The sequence below is a fragment of the Mycobacterium sp. NGS34 genome, from assembly GCF_059812845.1.
In genome coordinates, this window is sequence record NZ_JCALDM010000001.1 from 38,677 (window position 1) to 57,343 (window position 18,667).

Annotated in this window: 19 protein-coding genes; 10 read left to right on the forward strand and 9 right to left on the reverse strand. The window is 68.7% G+C overall.

The window, feature by feature from the left end:
- The first annotated feature begins 23 nt into the window (after positions 1–23).
- The 3 genes from AC5Y7V_RS00210 (at position 24) to AC5Y7V_RS00220 (ending at position 5,377) form a co-directional block, all read left to right on the forward strand.
- Positions 24–2,693 (forward strand): ATP-binding protein, encoded by a 2,670-nt coding sequence (locus AC5Y7V_RS00210; RefSeq protein ID WP_499878054.1) that lies wholly within the window; start codon positions 24–26, stop codon positions 2,691–2,693.
- 89 nt (positions 2,694–2,782) lie between these two features.
- On the forward strand, positions 2,783–4,171 hold the full coding sequence (locus tag AC5Y7V_RS00215) for a wax ester/triacylglycerol synthase family O-acyltransferase (RefSeq protein ID WP_499878055.1): 1,389 nt from the start codon (positions 2,783–2,785) through the stop codon (positions 4,169–4,171).
- A 12-nt stretch (positions 4,172–4,183) separates the two neighbouring features.
- On the forward strand, positions 4,184–5,377 hold the full coding sequence (locus AC5Y7V_RS00220; protein WP_499878056.1) for a zinc-binding dehydrogenase: 1,194 nt from the start codon (positions 4,184–4,186) through the stop codon (positions 5,375–5,377).
- Positions 5,378–5,438: 61 nt separating this feature from the next.
- Here AC5Y7V_RS00220 and AC5Y7V_RS00225 read toward each other — a convergent pair whose 3' ends face one another.
- Together AC5Y7V_RS00225 and AC5Y7V_RS00230 are read right to left on the reverse strand one after the other, a co-directional pair.
- Positions 5,439–5,825: a PPOX class F420-dependent oxidoreductase gene (locus AC5Y7V_RS00225; RefSeq protein WP_499878057.1), complete on the reverse strand. Its 387-nt coding sequence runs from the start codon at positions 5,823–5,825 to the stop codon at positions 5,439–5,441.
- Between the two features lie 12 nt (positions 5,826–5,837).
- A complete protein-coding gene (locus AC5Y7V_RS00230; RefSeq protein WP_499878058.1) occupies positions 5,838–6,542 on the reverse strand; it encodes an SDR family NAD(P)-dependent oxidoreductase in 705 nt (234 codons plus the stop codon).
- 165 nt (positions 6,543–6,707) lie between these two features.
- Between AC5Y7V_RS00230 and AC5Y7V_RS00235 the strand changes: the two genes are divergently transcribed.
- A complete protein-coding gene (locus AC5Y7V_RS00235) occupies positions 6,708–7,268 on the forward strand; it encodes a TetR/AcrR family transcriptional regulator (protein WP_499878879.1) in 561 nt (186 codons plus the stop codon).
- Here AC5Y7V_RS00235 and AC5Y7V_RS00240 read toward each other — a convergent pair.
- The 3 genes from AC5Y7V_RS00240 to AC5Y7V_RS00250 form a co-directional block, all read right to left on the reverse strand.
- Positions 7,265–8,467, reverse strand: coding sequence for a cytochrome P450 (locus AC5Y7V_RS00240; RefSeq protein ID WP_499878059.1), 1,203 nt, complete (start codon positions 8,465–8,467; stop codon positions 7,265–7,267). The genes AC5Y7V_RS00235 and AC5Y7V_RS00240 overlap by 4 nt on opposite strands.
- A gap of 10 nt (positions 8,468–8,477) precedes the next feature.
- A complete protein-coding gene (locus AC5Y7V_RS00245) occupies positions 8,478–9,311 on the reverse strand; it encodes a mycofactocin-coupled SDR family oxidoreductase (protein ID WP_499878060.1) in 834 nt (277 codons plus the stop codon).
- 78 nt (positions 9,312–9,389) lie between these two features.
- Positions 9,390–9,977: a TetR/AcrR family transcriptional regulator gene (locus tag AC5Y7V_RS00250; protein WP_499878061.1), complete on the reverse strand. Its 588-nt coding sequence runs from the start codon at positions 9,975–9,977 to the stop codon at positions 9,390–9,392.
- Between the two features lie 94 nt (positions 9,978–10,071).
- On the opposite strand from AC5Y7V_RS00250, the gene AC5Y7V_RS00255 reads away from it, so the two are divergent.
- The 4 genes from AC5Y7V_RS00255 (at position 10,072) to AC5Y7V_RS00270 (ending at position 13,670) form a co-directional block, all read left to right on the forward strand.
- Positions 10,072–10,623, forward strand: a complete 552-nt coding sequence (locus AC5Y7V_RS00255) for a PaaI family thioesterase (RefSeq protein WP_499878062.1) — start codon at positions 10,072–10,074, stop codon at positions 10,621–10,623.
- A 15-nt stretch (positions 10,624–10,638) separates the two neighbouring features.
- Positions 10,639–11,403 (forward strand): SDR family NAD(P)-dependent oxidoreductase, encoded by a 765-nt coding sequence (locus AC5Y7V_RS00260; protein ID WP_499878063.1) that lies wholly within the window; start codon positions 10,639–10,641, stop codon positions 11,401–11,403.
- A 111-nt stretch (positions 11,404–11,514) separates the two neighbouring features.
- Positions 11,515–12,867, forward strand: coding sequence for a diaminopimelate decarboxylase (gene lysA, locus AC5Y7V_RS00265; protein WP_499878064.1), 1,353 nt, complete (start codon positions 11,515–11,517; stop codon positions 12,865–12,867).
- The gene (locus AC5Y7V_RS00270) at positions 12,855–13,670 is read left to right on the forward strand and encodes a rhomboid-like protein (protein WP_499878065.1); all 816 of its coding nucleotides are present in this window, start codon (positions 12,855–12,857) and stop codon (positions 13,668–13,670) included. Before lysA ends, AC5Y7V_RS00270 begins: the two co-directional genes overlap by 13 nt.
- A 15-nt stretch (positions 13,671–13,685) precedes the next feature.
- Here AC5Y7V_RS00270 and AC5Y7V_RS00275 read toward each other — a convergent pair whose 3' ends face one another.
- Both AC5Y7V_RS00275 and ligD read right to left on the reverse strand, forming a co-directional pair.
- Positions 13,686–15,062, reverse strand: a complete 1,377-nt coding sequence (locus AC5Y7V_RS00275; protein WP_499878066.1) for a PE family protein — start codon at positions 15,060–15,062, stop codon at positions 13,686–13,688.
- 125 nt (positions 15,063–15,187) lie between these two features.
- Positions 15,188–16,225, reverse strand: a complete 1,038-nt coding sequence (ligD, locus tag AC5Y7V_RS00280; RefSeq protein WP_499878067.1) for a non-homologous end-joining DNA ligase — start codon at positions 16,223–16,225, stop codon at positions 15,188–15,190.
- An 11-nt stretch (positions 16,226–16,236) separates the two neighbouring features.
- On the opposite strand from ligD, the gene AC5Y7V_RS00285 reads away from it, so the two are divergent.
- The gene (locus tag AC5Y7V_RS00285) at positions 16,237–17,307 is read left to right on the forward strand and encodes an ATP-dependent DNA ligase (protein WP_499878068.1); all 1,071 of its coding nucleotides are present in this window, start codon (positions 16,237–16,239) and stop codon (positions 17,305–17,307) included.
- Here AC5Y7V_RS00285 and AC5Y7V_RS00290 read toward each other — a convergent pair.
- Both AC5Y7V_RS00290 and AC5Y7V_RS00295 read right to left on the reverse strand, forming a co-directional pair.
- Positions 17,298–17,693, reverse strand: a complete 396-nt coding sequence (locus AC5Y7V_RS00290) for a hypothetical protein (protein ID WP_499878069.1) — start codon at positions 17,691–17,693, stop codon at positions 17,298–17,300. The two genes, AC5Y7V_RS00285 and AC5Y7V_RS00290, sit on opposite strands and share 10 nt — an antisense overlap.
- Positions 17,694–17,801: 108 nt before the next feature.
- Positions 17,802–18,131, reverse strand: coding sequence for a hypothetical protein (locus tag AC5Y7V_RS00295; protein WP_499878070.1), 330 nt, complete (start codon positions 18,129–18,131; stop codon positions 17,802–17,804).
- Between the two features lie 84 nt (positions 18,132–18,215).
- Between AC5Y7V_RS00295 and AC5Y7V_RS00300 the strand changes: the two genes are divergently transcribed.
- Complete coding sequence (locus tag AC5Y7V_RS00300; RefSeq protein WP_499878071.1) at positions 18,216–18,665, forward strand: hypothetical protein; 450 nt, start codon at positions 18,216–18,218, stop codon at positions 18,663–18,665.
- The last annotated feature ends 2 nt before the right edge of the window (positions 18,666–18,667 follow it).

Sequence of the window (18,667 nt, forward strand, 5' to 3'; positions counted from 1 at the left end):
CGTGGTTGTGCCATTCTGCGTTGGTGTCCGGCTCCCCGGAGGCTGCCCCTGCCGGGGTGGTGACGTTCCTGTTCACCGACGTCGAGGGTTCGACCCGCCGGTGGGAGGCGGACCCGGACGGCATGCGGGCGGCGCTCGCCGCCCACGACGAGGTGTTGCAGCGGGCCATCGATAAGCACGGGGGTTGGCTGTTCAAGCACACCGGTGACGGTGTCTGCGCCGCGTTCTCGTCGGCCAGACTCGCGGTCGATGCCGCAATCGCGGCCCAGCTGAACCTCGCGCTACCGGTTCGGATGGGGTTGGCCACCGGTGAAGCGGAACTGCGCGACGGAGACTATTTCGGCCCGGTGCTCAACCGCGCCGCACGCGTGATGACCGCCGGCCATGGTGGTCAGGTTCTGGTGGCGGATTCGACGGCCAGCCTGGTCAGTGGGGTTGATTTCGCCGATTTGGGACGGCGCCGGCTGCGTGATCTGCCGACACCGGTGGGGGTGTTCCAAGTGCGTGCGCCCGGGCTGCGGACCGACTTCCCCCCGTTGCGGGCCGTGGACACGAGCCGGGGAAACCTGCGGCCGCGGACGACGAGCTTCGTTGGGCGCCAAACCGAAATCGCCGAAGTGCAATCGGTGCTGCGCGCACATCGCTTGGTGACGTTGACCGGGGTGGGCGGCGTCGGCAAGACCCGCCTCGCCGTGGAATGCGCCGCACGCATGGCCGATCAATTCCCCGATGGCGTTTGGCTTTTCGAGCTCGCCGCGGTCACCGACCCCGCGGCCGTCCCCGACGCCGTGGCCGCGGTACTCGGCGTCACCCGGCAGCCGGACAAGTCCATGGCCGACAGCGTAACGAGCGCACTCGAAGACAAGACACGGCTGCTGGTGTTCGACAACTGCGAGCACCTGCGCGAGGCCACCGCCGATCTGTTCGAGGCCATTCTGGTGCGCTCGGCGAGCGTAACGATTCTCGCGACCAGCCGCGAGGGCCTCGGAATCGCGGACGAACAACTATGGCCGGTGCCGTCTTTGGAGGTTGCCGCCGGAACGGAATCGGCCGCGGTGGCCCTGTTCGCCGAGCGCGCGCGCAGCGTGTCGCCGCGGTTCTCGCTAACCGACGCCGGTCAGGCCGTGGTCGAGATCTGCCACCGTCTGGACGGGATCCCGCTGGCAATCGAGCTGGCCGCCTCGCGGATGGCCTCGATGACCCCGATCGAGGTTCGTGACCGGCTGGACCAGCGCTTCAGGCTATTGGTCGGCTCACGGCGCGGACTGGAACGCCACCAGACGCTGCGCCACGCGGTCGCCTGGTCCTACGACCACCTTGGCGAGGATGAAAAAGCGATGATGGACCGGTGTTCGGTGTTCGCCGGCGGCTTCGACCTCGAAAGCGCCTGCGCGGTAGCGGATTTCGATGACGACTTCGCCGCGCTGGACCTGCTCGACGCCCTGGTGCGCAAATCGCTGCTCGTCGCCGACCGGTCGGCCGGGCGCACCAGGTTTTCGATGCTGGAGACGATCCGCCAGCTCGCCGAGGAACAACTCGTCGCGCGCGGGGAGGCAGCCGAAGTCCGCAGCGCGCATGCCCGCTACTTCGCCGGGTGCGAGACCCACATCATGGCCCTCTGGGACAGCCCTCGTCAGCGCGAAGCCTACGAATGGTTCGGCATAGAACTGCCGAACTTGCGCACCGCGTTTCGGTGGGCAGCCGACCAGAACGACCTCGATACGGCCGCCTCCATCGCGTTTACCGCGGGGCTCCTCGCGTTTCTCCTCGAGAACAACGAGCCGGTCGCCTGGGCCGAAGAACTGATCGAGCCCGCGCGCGCCACCGACCATCCTCGGCTTGCCGTCCTGCTGGTGCTGGCGGCGCTGTGCTGGACCCAGGGTCGAATGCAGGCGTCGGTCAACTACGTGATGACCGGCGAGGCGGCGGCGAGCGACGGCAGTGACCGCCAAGAAGTCCCGTTCGGCCTCGACAGCCTGTACTACGGCGTTTACATCGTGACCGGCGATCCCGAACGATGCATCGCGTTATGCCGCGCGCATCTCGCATCCGGTCGCGACACCCTCAACATCTCGTGGACAAATCTTGTCCTGGCCCTGGTGGTGGCGGGTCGCAATGACGAGGCACGGGCCACCGCGAACGGACTGATCGAAGCCGCGCACACCACCGACAACCCGTGGGCGACTTCCTACGCGCTGCTGGCCTTTGGTTTCGCATCTTGGGACACCGAGCCGGCGGCCGCCCTAGATGCTCTGCGCCGCGGCCTGGCGATCGCGCAGGACATCGGCATCCGCTGGAACGAGTCGTACCTGGCCCTCAATCTGGCCCGCCTCGAGATCGAGCACGGCGACCCGACTGCCGCCCTGGACTTCCTCACGCTGTCCATCCGCAACACCCACGACTCGGGCAACATCGTCTCCATGCATACCCCGCTGGCGGTGCTCGCCACAGCGCTACACCGCTACGGGTGTGACGAGCAGGCCGCCACCATCGTCGGTTTCGCCTCCAGCCCGATGACCTTGGCGGTGTTCCCGGAGTTCAGGGCGGCCGTCGCAGAACTTCGCGACGCCTTGGGCGAGCAGCGGTATGAGTCGCTCAGCCATCGGGGCGCGACGATGCCCACCGCCGCGATGGTGGCTTATGCGTACGAGCAGATCGACCAAGCCCGTGCCGGGCTTGAGCACACTTCCTGAGTGACTTTCGGCGGCCGTACCGGGGGCCTAATGCCCTCGCCGACCGTCGTCCGCGGAGGGAGCATCGCCGTACGGACAGGAGAAGCGGCATGACCAAACCCATTCCACCCCTGGACCTTTCGTGGCTATTGATCGAGTCACCGGCTGGCACGACGCATGTCGGCGCGATGCTGCTGTTCAAGAAGCCGGCCAGCCGCGCGCCCATCGTTCGCGAGATCGTGAACACCTACCGGTCGTGCACGCCGGTACCGCCGTTCAACTACGTTCCCGAGCTGCTGGGTCGGGGTGCGCCCCACTTCCGGGAGGTAACGGACTGGGACCCGTACTACCACGTCGGGCACCTGGCGCTCCCCGCTGGAGCGTCCTACGACGACCTGTTGCGGCTCGTCGCCGATCTGCATGAGCCACAACTCGACCGTGACCGGCCGCTCTTTCGCTGCTGGGTCATCGATGGCGTACCGGACGGAATGTTCGCGATCTACACCAAGACCCACCACTCGATCATCGATGGAGAGTCGGGCCTGCGGCGGCTCTACGCCGGGCTGAGCACGACCGACCGGCGCACCGTCCCGCTCCCCGCCTTCGCGTTGGCCACGCCGGAACCCACGACGCACCCCGCTTCGTCACTGGCAGCGCGCATCGCCGATTCGGTTCGCGGGGCGCTTACACAAGTCGGAGCGCTGAACCAGGTTTCGCTCGGTGCGCTGCGCAAGGTGATCGCGGGCGTGTTGCGGTCGCATCTCGAGGGCAGCCTGCCGTTCGTTGCACAGCACGGCCCCACCAACGCGCCGCTGCACATCGGGCGAAGCTTCGCGACGCTGTCGCTGCCGCTCGACGAGATGCATGAGGTCGGCCGCCACTTCGGGGCGACTCTGAACGACGTGGCGGTCACCATCATCGACGCGGGACTGCACGCCTACCTACGAGAGACGGGCAAGGCCGTCGCGCATCCCTTCATCGCGATGTGTCCGGTGTCGATGCGGGTGGACGGGGACACGGCGATCGGCACGCGCGTGTCGGCGATCTTCCCGCGGCTCGGTGAGCCCAGCGCGGGCGCGACGAAACGACTCCGCCAAGTTGCCGACTCGGTCGCGGCGTGCAAGAAGGAACTCGGCCGCATGTCCAGCGAGGCGGCCATGACCTACGCGGTGGGGTTGGTCGCGCTCGCTGGCCTCGGGGCGTCGACACACCTGGACCGGGTGGCACGCCCGGCGTGCAACCTCGTCATTTCAAATGTGGCGGGCGCCAAGGAGACCCGATACCTCAATGGTGCGCGCCTCGTCGGCATCTACCCGGTCTCGGCCCTTGCCGCCTCGATCGGGCTCAATGCCACGTTGGCGTCCTACCACGACAGCATGGACTTCGGGTTTGTCGGCAATAGCGCCGCGCTCGACGGCCTTCCGCAACTCGCTCGCTGCACGAGGCAGGCCTACGAGGAGTTGAGGGAGGCGGCGGGACTGCAACCCGCGGCGGTGTAGGAGGATCGGCAGATGAAATCCGTCACGTGCACCAACGCAAAGCTCGAAGTCGTCGACGCCCCGACCCCGACCCCGGCGAAGGGCCAGTTGCTGATCGAGGTGCTGCGGTGCGGCATCTGCGGATCCGACCTGCATGCGCGCCACCACTGCGACGAACTGGCCGACGTGATGGTCGAATCCGGGTATGACGCGTTCATGCGATCGGACCAACATGTGGTGTTCGGCCACGAATTCTGCGGCGAGGTGCTCGATTACGGGCCCGGCACCCGCAAGGCCCCGCGGCCCGGCACCCGCGTCGTCTCCCTGCCATTGCTGCGCCGCGGCAAGGAGGTGCACGGGATCGGGCTGTCGACGATGGCCCCCGGCGCCTACGCCGAGCAACTCCTCGTCGAGCAGTCGCTGACGTTGCCCGTCCCCAACGGGCTGGCGCCCGAGGTGGCCGCCCTGACCGAACCGATGGCCGTCGGCTGGCACGCGGTGCGCCGTGGCGAGGTCGGCAAGGGCGACGTCGCGATCGTGATCGGTTGCGGGCCAATCGGTCTCGCGGTTATCTGCATGCTCAAGGCGCACGGCGTGCGCACCGTGATCGCCAGCGACTTCTCGCCCGGCCGGCGCGCGCTGGCCACCGCCTGCGGCGCCGACACGGTCGTCGATCCCGCTCAGGACTCCCCCTACACGACGGACGCGAGCGGCAAACACCTGCAGGGCATCCTCGAGGCGTTCGATCTGGCGGTCGGCACCATCGAGAAGCTGCAACGGCTGCGGCTGCCCTGGTGGCACGTGTGGCGCGCCGCCGAAGCCGCCGGCGCCACGACGCCGAAGCACCCCGTCATCTTCGAATGTGTTGGCGTCCCAGGCATTATCGACGGCATCATCGCGGGCGCGCCGCTGTTCTCGCGCATCGTGGTGGTCGGCGTCTGCATGGGCTCGGACCACATTCGCCCGGCGATGGCGATCAACAAGGAGACGGACCTTCGGTTCGTGCTCGGCTATACCCCGCTGGAGTTCCGCGACACGCTGCACATGCTCGCCGACGGCAAGGTCGACGTCGCCCCGTTGATCACCGGGACGGTTGGGCTGCCCGGCGTCGAGGCCGCGTTCGACGCGCTCGGCGATCCCGAGGCGCATGCGAAGATCCTCATCGACCCCAAGAGCGATGCCGCGAGTCCCGTTCCGGCCGGCGCCATTCCGCGCCGCCGAGATTGAAACCACGCACACCCGCCGCGGCGTGTCGTGTGCCTGGTGTCAGTGTCGCGGCACCTACTCGTCAGCCGGCCGGTTCGATCTCCAGCCCGACGTGCACCTTGTCGATGCCGCCGCGCACGATCGAGTGCGCATAGAACCACCAGGCGTGATACCAGTACCGCTTGAGCACGGCGTTGTAGACGCGCCGCGTCTCGGATTTCGGCAGCACCCGGGCGACCCCTTCGACCGGGTCGCCCTTGGGCTTGCCGAGTGCGGTGCTGCGCGCGATCGTCACCCGGGGCGTGTTGTTGATCCGCCTCACCTTCCACGACCCGTCGTCGGTGATGACGAGCAGCTTGCCGCCCTCGGGAACGCCCCAGATCGCGGTCGGCTTGGGACGGCCGTCCTTGGTGAAGGTGGTCAGGAGCAAATACTTGGACTTGATCACGTCCTGGAAACTGGAAGCCACACCTAATGCTTATCAGGTGTTTCGTCCGCCGTTGACCCCCAGAATCTGCCCGGTGATGTAGCCGGCCTCCTCGGACACGAAGAACGCGCACGCCGCCGCGATGTCCTCGGGCCTGCCCACCCGGCGCACCGGGGTGCGTGCGATGTGGTCCTCGACGGTGCCGCCGAGCAGCTGACGGCGCTCGGCGCTGCGCAGCATCGGGGTGTCGACGAACCCCGGCGGCACTGCGTTGACGGTGATCCCGCTCGGACCGTATTCGAGGGCCAGCGATTTGGTCAGGCCGTTCACCGCGGACTTGGCCGCCACATAGTGGGCCATGAACGGCTGGCCGGAATGAGTGCTCGACGAGGAGATGTTGACGATGCGCCCCCATCCGGCCTCGACCATGTCGGGGAGCACGGCCTGGATGGTGTGGAACACGCCGTTCAGGTTGACGTCGATCACCTTCGACCACGCCTCGAAGGACATGTCCAGGAATTTCTTGAAGCCTTCCACGCCGGCCGCGTTGACCAGCACCAGGATTGGGCCGAGCGCCGCGCGGATGGCCGCGGTCGCCGCGTCGACCTGCGCGCGGTCGGTGACGTCCGCGACGTAACCGAAGCCGTCGTCGGTGGGCGACAAGTCGATGACGGCCACGCGGAAGCCGTCGCTGCGCAGTCGCTCCGCGACCGCGCGGCCAATCCCGGAGGCACCGCCGGTCACCACCGCCGTCTTCACCCGCGCCCCTTCCTGAGCGATCGCCCAGCACGTGGGCTCGACACTGCCTATCACCCCTCCGCGAGGTCGGTCAAGTGGTCCCACGGTCATCGCGGAGGCCGGTTGATTTTTGGCGATCGCCCAATTTAGGGTCGGGGGATGGCCAGGGACTCGACGACGCGCGACATGCTGATCGACGCGACGAGTCGGATCATGGTCGACGAGGGTTACGCCGCGGCCACGTCGCGGCGGGTGGCGGCCGAAGCCGGCGTCAAGCCGGCCCTGGTGCACTACTACTTCCCGACGATGGACGAGCTGTACCTCGACGTGTTCCGGCGTGGGGCCGCCGCCTACCTGGAACGGCAGAGCGAAGCGCTGGCTTCCGACCGGCCGCTGCACGCCTTCTGGCAGACGCTCATCGAACCCAAGGACGCCCGGCTGCTGCTGGAGTTCATGGGACTTGCCAACCACCGCAAGGAGATACGGGCGGAGATCTCGGCATGGCAGGAGCGCTGGCGGGAGCAGCAGATCACCGCGCTGAACTTCATCGTCCGCGAACATGGCTATGAAACAAGCGAATTCCCGCCCGCGGGTATCGCGGTCGTCATCGCCGCGGTCGGGCGCACGCTGATCCTCGAGCAGACGCTCGGCACCAAAGGCGGGCACGAGGAGGCCATCGAGCTGGTCAACCGGTTTCTGGATCGGTTCGAGATGCCGACCCCGAAAAAAGCCGGGCGGCTAACCTAGGGCAGCACCACCCGCAGGCGTTCCCAGCCGCGCACGGTCGACGTCGACGCCAATTGCGCCGTGTCGTAGTCGATGTCCCACTCGGGCCACCGGTTGAGGATCTCGTCCAGCGCGACGCGGCCCTCGAGGCGCGCGAGGTTGGCCCCGAGGCAGTAGTGCACGCCCTTGCCGAAGGTGATGTGCGAGATGTTGTCGCGGCGGATGTTGAAGGTGTCCGGATCCTCATAGCGGCGATGGTCGCGGTTGGCGGCGCCGAACAGCAGCAGCATGGCGCTGCCGGCCGGGACGGTCCGGCCGTAGCACTCGAAATCCTTTGCCATCCAACGGGCGACGTGGGGGCCGGTGGGCTCGAACCGCAGCGTCTCGTCGACGGTCCGGGTGAGCAGCGACCGGTCCTGGTGTACCTCGCGGCGCTGGTCGGGGTGCTCGGCGAGCACCTTGGCCAGCCAGCCGATCAGCCGGCCCGTCGTCTCGTTGCCGGCGCCCGCGACCACCTGGGTGTAGTGCAGCACCTCCTTGCGGGTCAGCTTTCGGTGCACCCCGTGCTCGTCGTCGAACTCGACGTTGAGCAGCGTGGTCATCAGGTCGTCAGACGGGTTCTTCGAGCGCCACTCGACGTAGTCGGCGTAGATCCGCCCGTCGGCGATCGAGTCGGCGTCGGCGACCTTCATCGGCGTGCCCGGCTTGGTGCGCAGGTTGGCGTCGTTGGCGTCGCGGACCGAAACCTGTTCGGACTCGGGGATTCCCAGCAGCATCCCGATCACCCGCATCGGCATCATCGACGCGAGTTCGGCGATGATGTCGAAGCCCCCCGACCCGACCAGCGGGTCCAGGCACCGCACGCAGTACCGCCGGATCTGGTCCTCGAGCTCGGCCATCCGGCGCGGGGTGAACACGCGCGACATCAGGCCGCGCAGCCGCGTGTGTTCGGGCGGATCCTGGAACATCATGACGCCGCCGGGCATGTCGAATTTCGACTGGATCAGCTCGAGGATGTCGCTCCTTCTGTTGGAGAACGTTTCCCAGTTCGCCAGCGCGCGTTCGACGTCGGAATGCCTTGATACCGCCCAGAAGTCGTACCGCTCGTTGTAATAGATCGGCGCCTCTTCGCGCAGCCGCGCGTAGGTCGGGTACGGGTCGGCGATGATGCCGGTGTCGTAGGGGTCGTAATAGACGTCGGTGTCGTTGGTGACGGTCATCGATGCATCCTTACTTCAGGCAGCTGCCGGCATCCACCGGCAGCGCGACGCCGGTGATGTAGCGCGCTTCGTCGGAGGCCAGGAACAGCACGGCGTTGCTGATGTCTTGCGGGGTCACCCAGGGGATCGGCAGATAGTGGAAGCTCTGGCACACCGGCGCCAGGTCGTCGGGTCCCGGGTTCTCCAACTCCGGCCGGAAGGCGCGGTAGGTGGCCTCGTTCATCAGCAGCGGCGAGTTGACGTGCGTCGGCAGGACGGCGTTGACCCTGATCATCCGCTGGCCCAGTTCGACCGCGAACGAACGCATCAGCCCGATCACGCCGTGCTTGGCCGCAACGTAATGGCCGACGTGCGGATAGGCCTTGTTGCCGGCCACCGAGGACGTCAGAACGATCGACCCGCCGCGGCCGCCGTCCAGCATGTGGGGGACGCCGGCCTTCACCGTCTTCCAGACCCCGCTCAGGTTGACGTCGATCATCTCCTGCCACAGCGCCTCGTCGGTCTTGTGCAGCTTTCCCGCCGTCGTGCCGATGCCGGCGTTGGCGATGACGACGTCCAGGCGCCCCAGCTGTTCGACCCCGCTGTCGACGGCGGCGCGCAACGCGTCGAAATCGCGAACGTCGACTTCGGCGGTGACGACGCGGCCGCCGGCGTCCTTCACCAATCCCGCCGTCTCGTCGAGGTCTTCGGGTGTCGCGCCGTCGGCCGGCGAGGCCTCGAACTTGCGGCAGATGTCGACGGCGATGATGTCGGCGCCCTCCTGCGCGAGCCGGACCGCGTGACTCCTGCCCTGCCCGCGCGCGGCTCCGGTCACGAACGCGACCTTGCCCTCCATCCGGCCCATTGCCACTCCGATCCCGATATTTGGGCGATCGCCCAAATTTGGGCGCACGCCATGTGTAGCAGCCCCGAGAGGCGCTCGTCAAGGGCGTAACGCGGCATCGATCAGGGTGGTGGCGGCGGCGCGGGCGTGGACGACGGGCGCGGTGTCGTTCAGCGACGTCGCCATCGCCGCGGCGCCCTCGAAGAGCACGGCCAGCTGCTGGCCGAGCAGGTGGGGATCGGCGGCACCTGCCTGCTGCGCGATGGCGATGAGGCGGCGGGTGAACTCCTGTTTGTGCGCCCGCACGATCTCGTCCGCGCCCGGCAGCGACCCGGCGGATTCCACGGCCGCGTTGTGAAAGGGGCAGCCCCGCAACACTTTCCGAGGCGGCATTTCGAAGATCGCCAGCAGGCGTTCGCGCGGGGGCAGGGCGGTGTCTGCCAGCCGCTGCTCCGTGGCCGAGCCGCCACGGGCCTCGAAGCCGCGCAGGTAGTTGTCCACGAGGTCGTTCTTGCTGGCGAAGTGCTGGTAGAGCGTGCGCTTGGAGACGTTGGCCTCCTGGGCGATGCGTTCGACGCCGGTCGCGTGGATTCCGTCGCGGTAGAAGAGCCGCGCCGCCGCGCCCTCGATGCGCTCGCGGGCCCCCCGCCCGCCGGCCGGACGCGTCTGGGATGTGGCATCGTTCACACTTTCATCGTACACCGATCGGTTTACACCGTACGAAAGCCGCGGTAGGTTCATCCGAGAAAGTAAACCGATCAGTTTTCACGAAGGCGGGCGGATGAAGACTTTCCCGGGCTGGGGCGTGGAAGAGTCGCGAGTGGTCACCTGGCGCGACCCAGTGGCCACGCAGGCCGCGGCCGCGTCGATGTCCGGCCTCGCGTACTGGCGGGCGGTCGCCGACGGGCAGCTGCCCCCCTCACCGATCGCCAGGCTGCTGCGGATGCGCCTCGAGGATGTGCAAAACGGGCGCATCGAGTTCTCCTGCGTCCCGGACGGGTCCATGTACAACCCGCTGGGCATGGTGCACGGCGGCGCCGTGTGCACGCTGCTGGACACCGCGGCCGCCTGCGCGCTGCACACCACGTTGCCCGAAGGCATCGGCTACACCTCGGTCGAGATCAAGGTCAACTACCTCAAGGCGGTCACCGTTGCCAGCGGCGAGCTGACCGCCGTCGGCACCGTCGTCAAAGCGGGATCGCGGATCGGATTCGCCGAAGGAGAGGTGACCGACGCGTCAGGCAAGCTCGTCGCGACCGCGACCAGCACCCTGCTGATCTTCGAGTTGCCCAGTGCGCCAAAGCTTCCCAGCTCCAACGGAAACCACTCCTGAAAGGACTTCCCCGCCATGCCATCCGTTCTGATCACCGGAGCCAGCCGCGGCATTGGCCGCGCCCTCGCCACCGAATTCGCCCGCCGGGGCCATCGCGTCGTGGCCACCGCGCGTGACCCGCGCGCGCTTGCCGACCTCGACGTCGGCGAGCGGCTGGCGCTCGACGTCACCGACGACGCCAGCGTGGCGGCGGCCGTCGCGGCCGCAGGCCAGATCGACATCCTGATCTCCAACGCCGCCGAGATCGTGTACGCCGCCGTGGAGGCCACCCCGCTGGCCGAGCTGCAGCGGCTGCTCAACCTCAACACCGTCGGCGCCATCCGAGTGGCCCAGGCGGTCCTGCCCCAGATGCGCGCCCGCGGCAACGGGAAGCTGCTGTTCATGTCCAGCGTCGTCGGCCGCGTCGTGCTGCCACCCGGCGCGGCCTATGCGTCGACGAAATGGGCGCTGGAAGCCCTGGTCGAGGCGCTCACCATCGAGATCGCACCGTTCGGCGTCCAGGCCGCCCTGCTGGAACCGGGCGCGGTGAGCTCCGGCGCCCTCGACGACGTGACCACCTACACGCTGCCCGACGATCCGTACTCCGCGATTCTCGCGGGCGGCGGCGCACGCGCCGGGATCATCACACCCGAGCAGGTCGCCGCAGAGGTTGCCGACGCCGCCGAGAAACCGCAGCTACCGCTGCGTATCCCTATCGGTGACGCAGCGCGGGCGCTGTTGGGGGCCCGTCATAATGCGCCGGACGACGTTCCGTTCGTTCCGTCGGACTACTTCGCTTGAGCGAGCCGACGAGGCGGTCCGCCGTGCCGAATCCGTGAAGATTAATCACACGCGTGTGAAAGCTTCGTTAAGAGCGAGGCGGACCGCGCTTTACGCCTGCACCGTGGAAGCATGACGCTGTCCGAGCTGCTTTCGTCGCAGCGGCGCGAGGTGCGACCGCACCTCGACCGCGCGATCTGGCCGCTGAGCAGCTCCGTCGACGAAATGGGCCGGTTGTGCATCGGCGGGTTGGCGGTCACCGAACTCGCGGCCGAGTTCGGCACGCCCGCCTACGTGCTCGACGAAGAGGACTTCCGGGCCCGCATCCGGGGTTATCGCGCGGCGCTGCCAGGTGTCGAGCTGATCTACGCCGGCAGGGCCCTGCTCAGTGCGGCCGTCGCGGGGTGGGCCGCCGAGGAGGGCGCCGGCGTGGAGGTCTGCTCGGGCGGCGAACTGGCCACCGCGCTGACCGGCGAGGTGCCGCCGTCGGACATCGTCCTCAACGGCACCGCCAAGAGCGCCGCGGAACTCGACGACGCGGTCGCGGCCGGGGTGGGCCGAATCGTGATCGACACCCCGAACGAGATCGCGCTGCTGGCCGGGCGGGTGCGCCGTCGTCAACGCGTGCTGATCCGGGTGATCCCCGACATCGACGCCGGCGACCAGAAATTCGGCTTCGCCCTGGCGGGCGGCCAGGCGGCCGGTGCGGTCAAGCGCCTCCTGGGCGAGCCGTGGCTCGACCTGGTGGGGCTGCACTGCCAGCTGGGTTCGCAGCTGGCCGACGCCGCGCTCTACGGCGCGGCCATCCGGCAGATTCTGGCCTTGATGGCCGAGGTTCGCAATCGTCATCACGTCGTGCTGACCGAGCTCAGCCTCGGCGGCGGACACGCGGTGCCCTACCGGAGCGGCGAACCCGCCTTCAACCCGCGGGCATTCGGCACGGTGCTCGACGCCGCGCTCCAATCCGCTTGTGCGGAACATGATTATCCGCGACCACGCATCGCCATCGGGCCGGGCCGCGCGATCGCGGCGCGCGCGGGGATGACGCTGTACCGGGTGGTCGCCGTCAAGCGCCGGCCCGACGGGCACACCTTTGTTGCGGTGGACGGCGGGATGAGCGACAACCCGCGGTTGGCTCCCGCCGGCGCGAAATACACGGTGGCACTGGCCAACCGGCACGCGTCGACGCCTACCGCGCCGGTCACGGTGGTGGGCCGGCACTGCGAGGCCGGCGACGAGATCGCTCGCGACGTCGAGCTGCCCGCCGACATCCATCCCGGCGATCTGCTGGCGGTGGCCTGTACCGGCGCCTACCACTACTCGATGGGATCGAGCTGCAGCGTGGTGGGGCGCCCGCCGCTGGTCGCGGTCACCGCGGGCCGGGCGCGTGAACTGGTGCGCCGCGAAACCACCGCAGACCTGCTCGGCCGGGACCGGGGCTGGTCGGGCCATTCGGACGAAGGCGAATCACGATGTACGCGATAGCTATTCGTGAGAGCACCTGGGCCGCGCGGGCGTTGTCTCGCGCGGCCCAGGTGCGCATCACGGCGGCCTACGCCGTCCTGCTGACCGCGGTCTCGGTCATGTTGAATGCGCTCGGTCCGCACGCGCGCGAGGTTGCTGTGAGTCGCATGAGCACCAATTTGCACAACCTCGCGCACGGCCACCTGAGCACGCTGGTCGGCAGCGCGTTCGTCGACGAGGGCGGAGACATCCATCTTTGGCTGCCATGGCTGGTGTGTCTGCTGGCCCTGGGCGAACTGATTTGGCGCGGAACGGGTTTGATCATCGCTTTCGCGGTCGGTCATGTCGGCGCCACGCTCCTCGTGGCGGTCGGGCTGGTCGTCGCGGTGGAGGTTGGCTGGCTACCGGTCTCCATTGCGCGGGCGAGCGACGTGGGAGTCAGCTACGGCGCGGTGTGTGTCCTCGGCGCGCTGACGGCTTCCATACCGACGCGCTGGCGAGCGGCGTGGGTCGGGTGGTGGCTCGGGATCGCGCTGATGGCGGCCTCGGGAGCCGACTTCACCGCAATCGGCCACGTCCTTGCGCTGCTGCTCGGCATCGGTCTGTCCTATCGGCTGCCGGCGACGGCCGCCTGGACGCCCACGCGCGTCGCCTTGCTGATCGGCGGTGCCACCTTTGGGTACTTCATGCTGTCCGGGTCATCGCCGGTGACAACGGTCGCCGGTTTTGCGGGGATACTGGTCGCGCTTCTCACCGCCCGGGTATCGCGGCCGCGCAGCGACGCCTCGCGGTCGGAATTCGTCCCGCAGCCCGCGCGGGCTTAGTCGCCTGCCGTCAGGCTACGACAACCCGTTCGCTCCGTTCAGGCCGAAGAGCACCCCGCCGGTGCCGCCCTGGCCCCCGGCCCCCGTCGTCGTGCCGGACCCGCCGTCGCCGCCGTTACCGCCGTCTCCGATCAGGACCGCGTTGCCGCCCTTGCCCCCGGTGCCGCCGGGATTCAAGGAATTGCCACCAGTGCCGCCGACGCCGCCGTCGCCGTAGAGGAGGCCGCCGTTGCCGCCGCCCCCGCCACTGCCCCCGGCTCCGAGGCCGAACCCGCCGAAGCCGCCGCCACCACCGGAGCCCGCCAGCACGCCGCCGGTGCCGCCGAACCCGCCGGCGCCGCCGAGTCCGCCGCCGGGCGTGAGGGGGCTGCCGCCGCCGACGCCGCCGGTGCCGCCGATGCCGCCAGTGCCGAAGAGGAGGCCAGCGTTGCCGCCGATGCCGCCAATGCCGCCGTTTCCGAGCGAACCAGGGGTGACGGCGGCGCCGGAGCCACCGTCGCCCCCGCCGCCGCCGGAGCCCAAGAGGAGGCCACCGTTGCCGCCGATGCCGCCGGCCCCGCCGGTGCCGGCAAGGGCGAACCCGCCGGTGCCCCCAGTGCCGCCGGTGCCGAACACTCCGCCGGCCCCGCCGGCGCCGCCGGCGCCACCGCTGCCGTTGACAAGCTGCGTGATGCCGCCAGTGCCCCCGGTGCCGCCGTGGCCGAACAGACCGGCAGCCCCGCCGGCGCCGCCCATCCCGCCGTTGCCCGCCCCTTCGTTCCCGCCGGTTCCCCCAGCACCGCCGTGGCCGAACAGCAGCCCGCCGGCCCCGCCGTTACCGCCAGCGGTCCCGGACACCGCGCCGCCCGCGCCGGTTCCGCCGGGGCCACCGTTGCCGATCAGCCCGGCCGCCCCGCCGCTACCGCCGTTCTGACCGAACGCGCCGGACCCGCCGGCCCCGCCGTCGCCGTACAAGATCCCGCCGGGCCCACCGGGCAGCCCGCTGCCCGGGGCGGCGTTGGCGCCGTTGCCGACCAGCGGGCGCCCCAACAACGCCAGGAAGGGCGCATTGACCACGTCGAGCAGATCCTGCTCTACCGTCTGCGCCGGATTGGCGACAAACGCCGCGACATTGGCGGCCTCCGCGCTCGCATAGGCCCCCGCACCCGCGCTCAACGCGCGCACAAACTGGTCGTGAAACGCCGCCGCCCGCGCGCCGAGTGCCTGAAAGCCCTGACCATGCGCGGAAAACACCGCCGCAATGGCCGCCGACACCTCATCCTCGGCCGCGACCAGAATCCCCGTCGTTGGGGCCGCCGCGGCGGATTTGGCCGCGTTGAGCGTCGAACCGATATTCGCCAGATCCGTTGCAGCCGCCGTCACCCATTCCGGCGTCGCGATCACTAACGACATGGGACACCTCCCACGCGTCATGACCGATGCATCATGGCGACCCGGCATCGTCTGGCCTGCATCGGGTCACGCGCAGAGTCAAAGCCTATCGCTGTGGAGGCAGCCGATACCGGGTTTTGCACCCATCACTTCGATTTGTTTTTCCTGGTCAGGTCCGTATCCCGGCTCGGCTGAACGCGTTTCGGCTCGCCCGGCATCTTCGGGTAGTTCGGCGGATACGGCATGTCGCCCAGCCCGCGGTCGGCATCGGCCGCTGCCATCTCCAGCAGTGGCGCGATCGACTGGGCCACGTCGTCGATGCCGGCCCACGGATCGTCGCGCCGTGTCACGAAATCGGGCACGGTAGCCATCGTGTAGTCGTCGGGATCCGCGACGGCCAGTTCCTCCCACGTCAGCGGCGTCGACACCGTCGCGATCGGCGTGCGCCGCACCGAATAGGGCGACGCCATCGTCCGGTCGCGGGCGTTCTGGTTGAAGTCGATGAAGATCCGCTCGCCCCGTTCTTCCTTCCACCACGACGTCGTCACCGCGTCGGGGGCGCGCCGTTCCACCTCGCGAGCGAGCGCGATGCCTGCGCGGCGGACTTCGACGAAGTCCCAGTCGGTGGCGACGCGCAGGAAGACATGCACCCCGCGGCCGCCGGACGTCTTCGGGTAGCCGACCAGACCGAGTTCGTCGAGCAGCGGCCGCAGCACGTCGACGGCCACCGACCGCGCCTCCTGAAAGCCGGTGCCCGGCTGGGGATCCAGGTCGATGCGCAATTCGTCGGGATGGTCGGTGTCCGGGCAGCGCACCTGCCAGGGATGCAGCGTGACGGTGCCCATCTGCGCCGCCCACACGATCGCCGACGGATGGGTCACCTTCAGCGCGTCGGCGGTGCGTCCCGACGGGAACGTCACCCGGCAGGTCTCCAGATAGTCGGGATGGTGCTGCGGCACCCGCTTCTGGTAAATCTCTTCGCCGTCGATGCCGTCGGGGAAGCGCTGCAGATGGGTGGGCCGGTCGCGCAGCGCGGTCAGCATCGGGCCGGGAGCCACGGCCAGGTAGTACTCGACCAGCCGGCGTTTGGTCCCGTTCGACCCCAGCGCGGGGAAGTACACCTTGTCGGGGCTGGTCAGCCGCACCGAGATGCCGTCAACGTCGATCTCTTCTGCTGCAGCCATATCCTCAGCCTATGGACTTGCCTGTCATGCCGCCGGTGTCGCCGATGCTGGCCAAGCCGGTGCGGTCGATGCCGCCGGACGCGTCGTACGAGCCCAAGTGGGACGGATTCCGGTCCATTTGTTTCCGCGACGGCGACAAAGTCGAGCTCGGCAGCCGCAACGAGCGGCCGATGACCCGCTATTTCCCCGAGCTGGTCGCGGCCGCCAAGGCCGCGCTACCGGAGCGCTGCGTGATCGACGGCGAGATCGTCGTCGCCACCGCGCACGGCCTGGACTTCGAGGCGCTGCAACAGCGCATCCACCCGGCCGACTCGCGGGTGCGGATGCTCGCCGAAAAGACGCCCGCGTCCTTCATCGCGTTCGACCTGCTCGCCCTGGGCGACGACGACTACACCCGGCGCCCGTTCAGCGAGCGGCGCGCGGCCCTCGTCGACGCCCTGGCGGACTCCGGGCCGTCGATCCACGTCACGCCGGCCACCACGGACATGCAAACCGCGCAACGCTGGTTCGAGGAGTTCGAGGGCGCCGGCCTCGACGGCGTCATCGCCAAGCCGCTGACCATCACCTACCAGCCGGACAAGCGCGTCATGTTCAAGGTCAAACACGAGCGGACCGCCGACTGCGTGGTCGCCGGCTACCGGGTGCACAAGTCCGGCGGTGACGCGATCGGCTCGCTGCTGCTGGGGCTCTACACCGACGACGGCCAGCTCGCGTCCGTCGGCGTGATCGGCGCCTTCCCGATGGCCGAACGGCGACGGCTGTTCACCGAATTGCAGCCGCTGGTAACCACTTTCGAGGGGCACCCGTGGAACTGGGCCGCGCACGAGGCCGGCGAACGGACGCCGCGCAAGAACGAATTCTCGCGCTGGAACGCCGGCAAGGACCTCTCGTTCGTACCGCTACGACCCGAGCGGGTCGTCGAGGTCCGCTACGACCACATGGAAGGCCCGCGGTTCCGCCACACCGCCCAATTCAGCCGGTGGCGCCCCGACCGCGATCCGCGCTCGTGCACCTACGCGCAACTCGAACAGCCGGTCACGTTCAGCCTCGGCGACATCGTGCCGGGCCTGGGTCATGCGTGAGGGCAGAACATCCCGAGGATCTGCTGGCAGTTGTCCTTGTTGATCAGGGCCGGTGGCGCCGGCGGGGGCGGCGGCGGCGGATTGTCACCGTCCCAGATGTTCTGGGCGACGTTGCCCTGCCCGAAGTACACGTAGTAGTAGGTGTGGCAGATGTTGTTGTCCCAGATCACCGGGTTCGTGACGTGGTTGCCCGTCGGCGGCAGCGCTTGCCCCGGGCACCAGTGGCACGGCCCCTGCGGGTGATCCTCCGGGCAGCCGGGCCAGGCATTCAGCGGCGCGGGACCGGGATGGGCCGACGCGGTTCCCACGGTCAGGCCCAAACCGGCAACCCCGAGGCCGCCGGCCACCACGGCGGTGGTCGCCAGCCGAGCAATGCGCCTTGTCATGGAACGAACGTTGTTCATCGTTGTCCTTTCCGGTGATTGCGGTCCTGGTGGGCCGCGTTGCTATGCAAAGTCGACATCGCCCGCGTCGCTACCGCTCCCAATTTGCGGCTACGGGCACATGAACGAGATCGGCGGACACGCTCGCGGTGTGATCGCTTCCGGCGGCGGGTTATCGCCGTCCCAAATGGAAATGGGCCGGCCCTGGCTGGTCACGTTGCCCATGCCGTAATTGGTGGGGTACCAGGTGTGGCAGACGTTCCAATCCCAGTCGATCAGGCCGTTGACCACATAGGGCATGTTCTTCGGGTTACCCGGGCACCAGCGGTGTGGGCCGTCGGCGTGGGCGGCGCCCGCGCCCAGCCCGAGTGCGGCCGCCGCCAGCCCTCCCGAAAGCAGCGCGCCGGCAAAAATCGTTCGCAGCGTGCGGGTGCTATCCATAGGGGTTCCTTTCGCCACTATGGGCCGTAAGGTATCGCCCCCCACTTGCGAAATTCTTGCGATCGCTACCACTAAGCTGTCGTGATGCTGAATGTCGCCGCGCTGTTCGTGGCCGGTACCGCCACGCTCGACGAGACCGGCGCGATCTACGCCACCCGCGTCCCCACGACGGGCTTTCAGGTCGCGCAAATCCCTTTGACGGCAAAGGTTCCGGTCGTCCTGGTGGTGCACGCACGCTGCGGCGGTGACTACGACGCGGAACTACATGTCGTGTGCAAAGACCCGACGGGGGTGCCGCGCGGCAGCCTCCAGGGATCCTGGCACTGGCCGGACGAAGCCGATAAACCGTCAAAGTACCGGTGCTTTACCCAGGACCTCGTCATTTCCGTCGAGGCCGAAGGCGAGTACACAATCGGCGCCTATTACGACCCGCACGGCAAAATCGAGATGGCCACACCAATACCGATTTCGATTTCCTTGGTCGCGGCAAGTCCGGCCGACGATGCCGGGGACGGCACGAACCCCGAAGGCTAGGC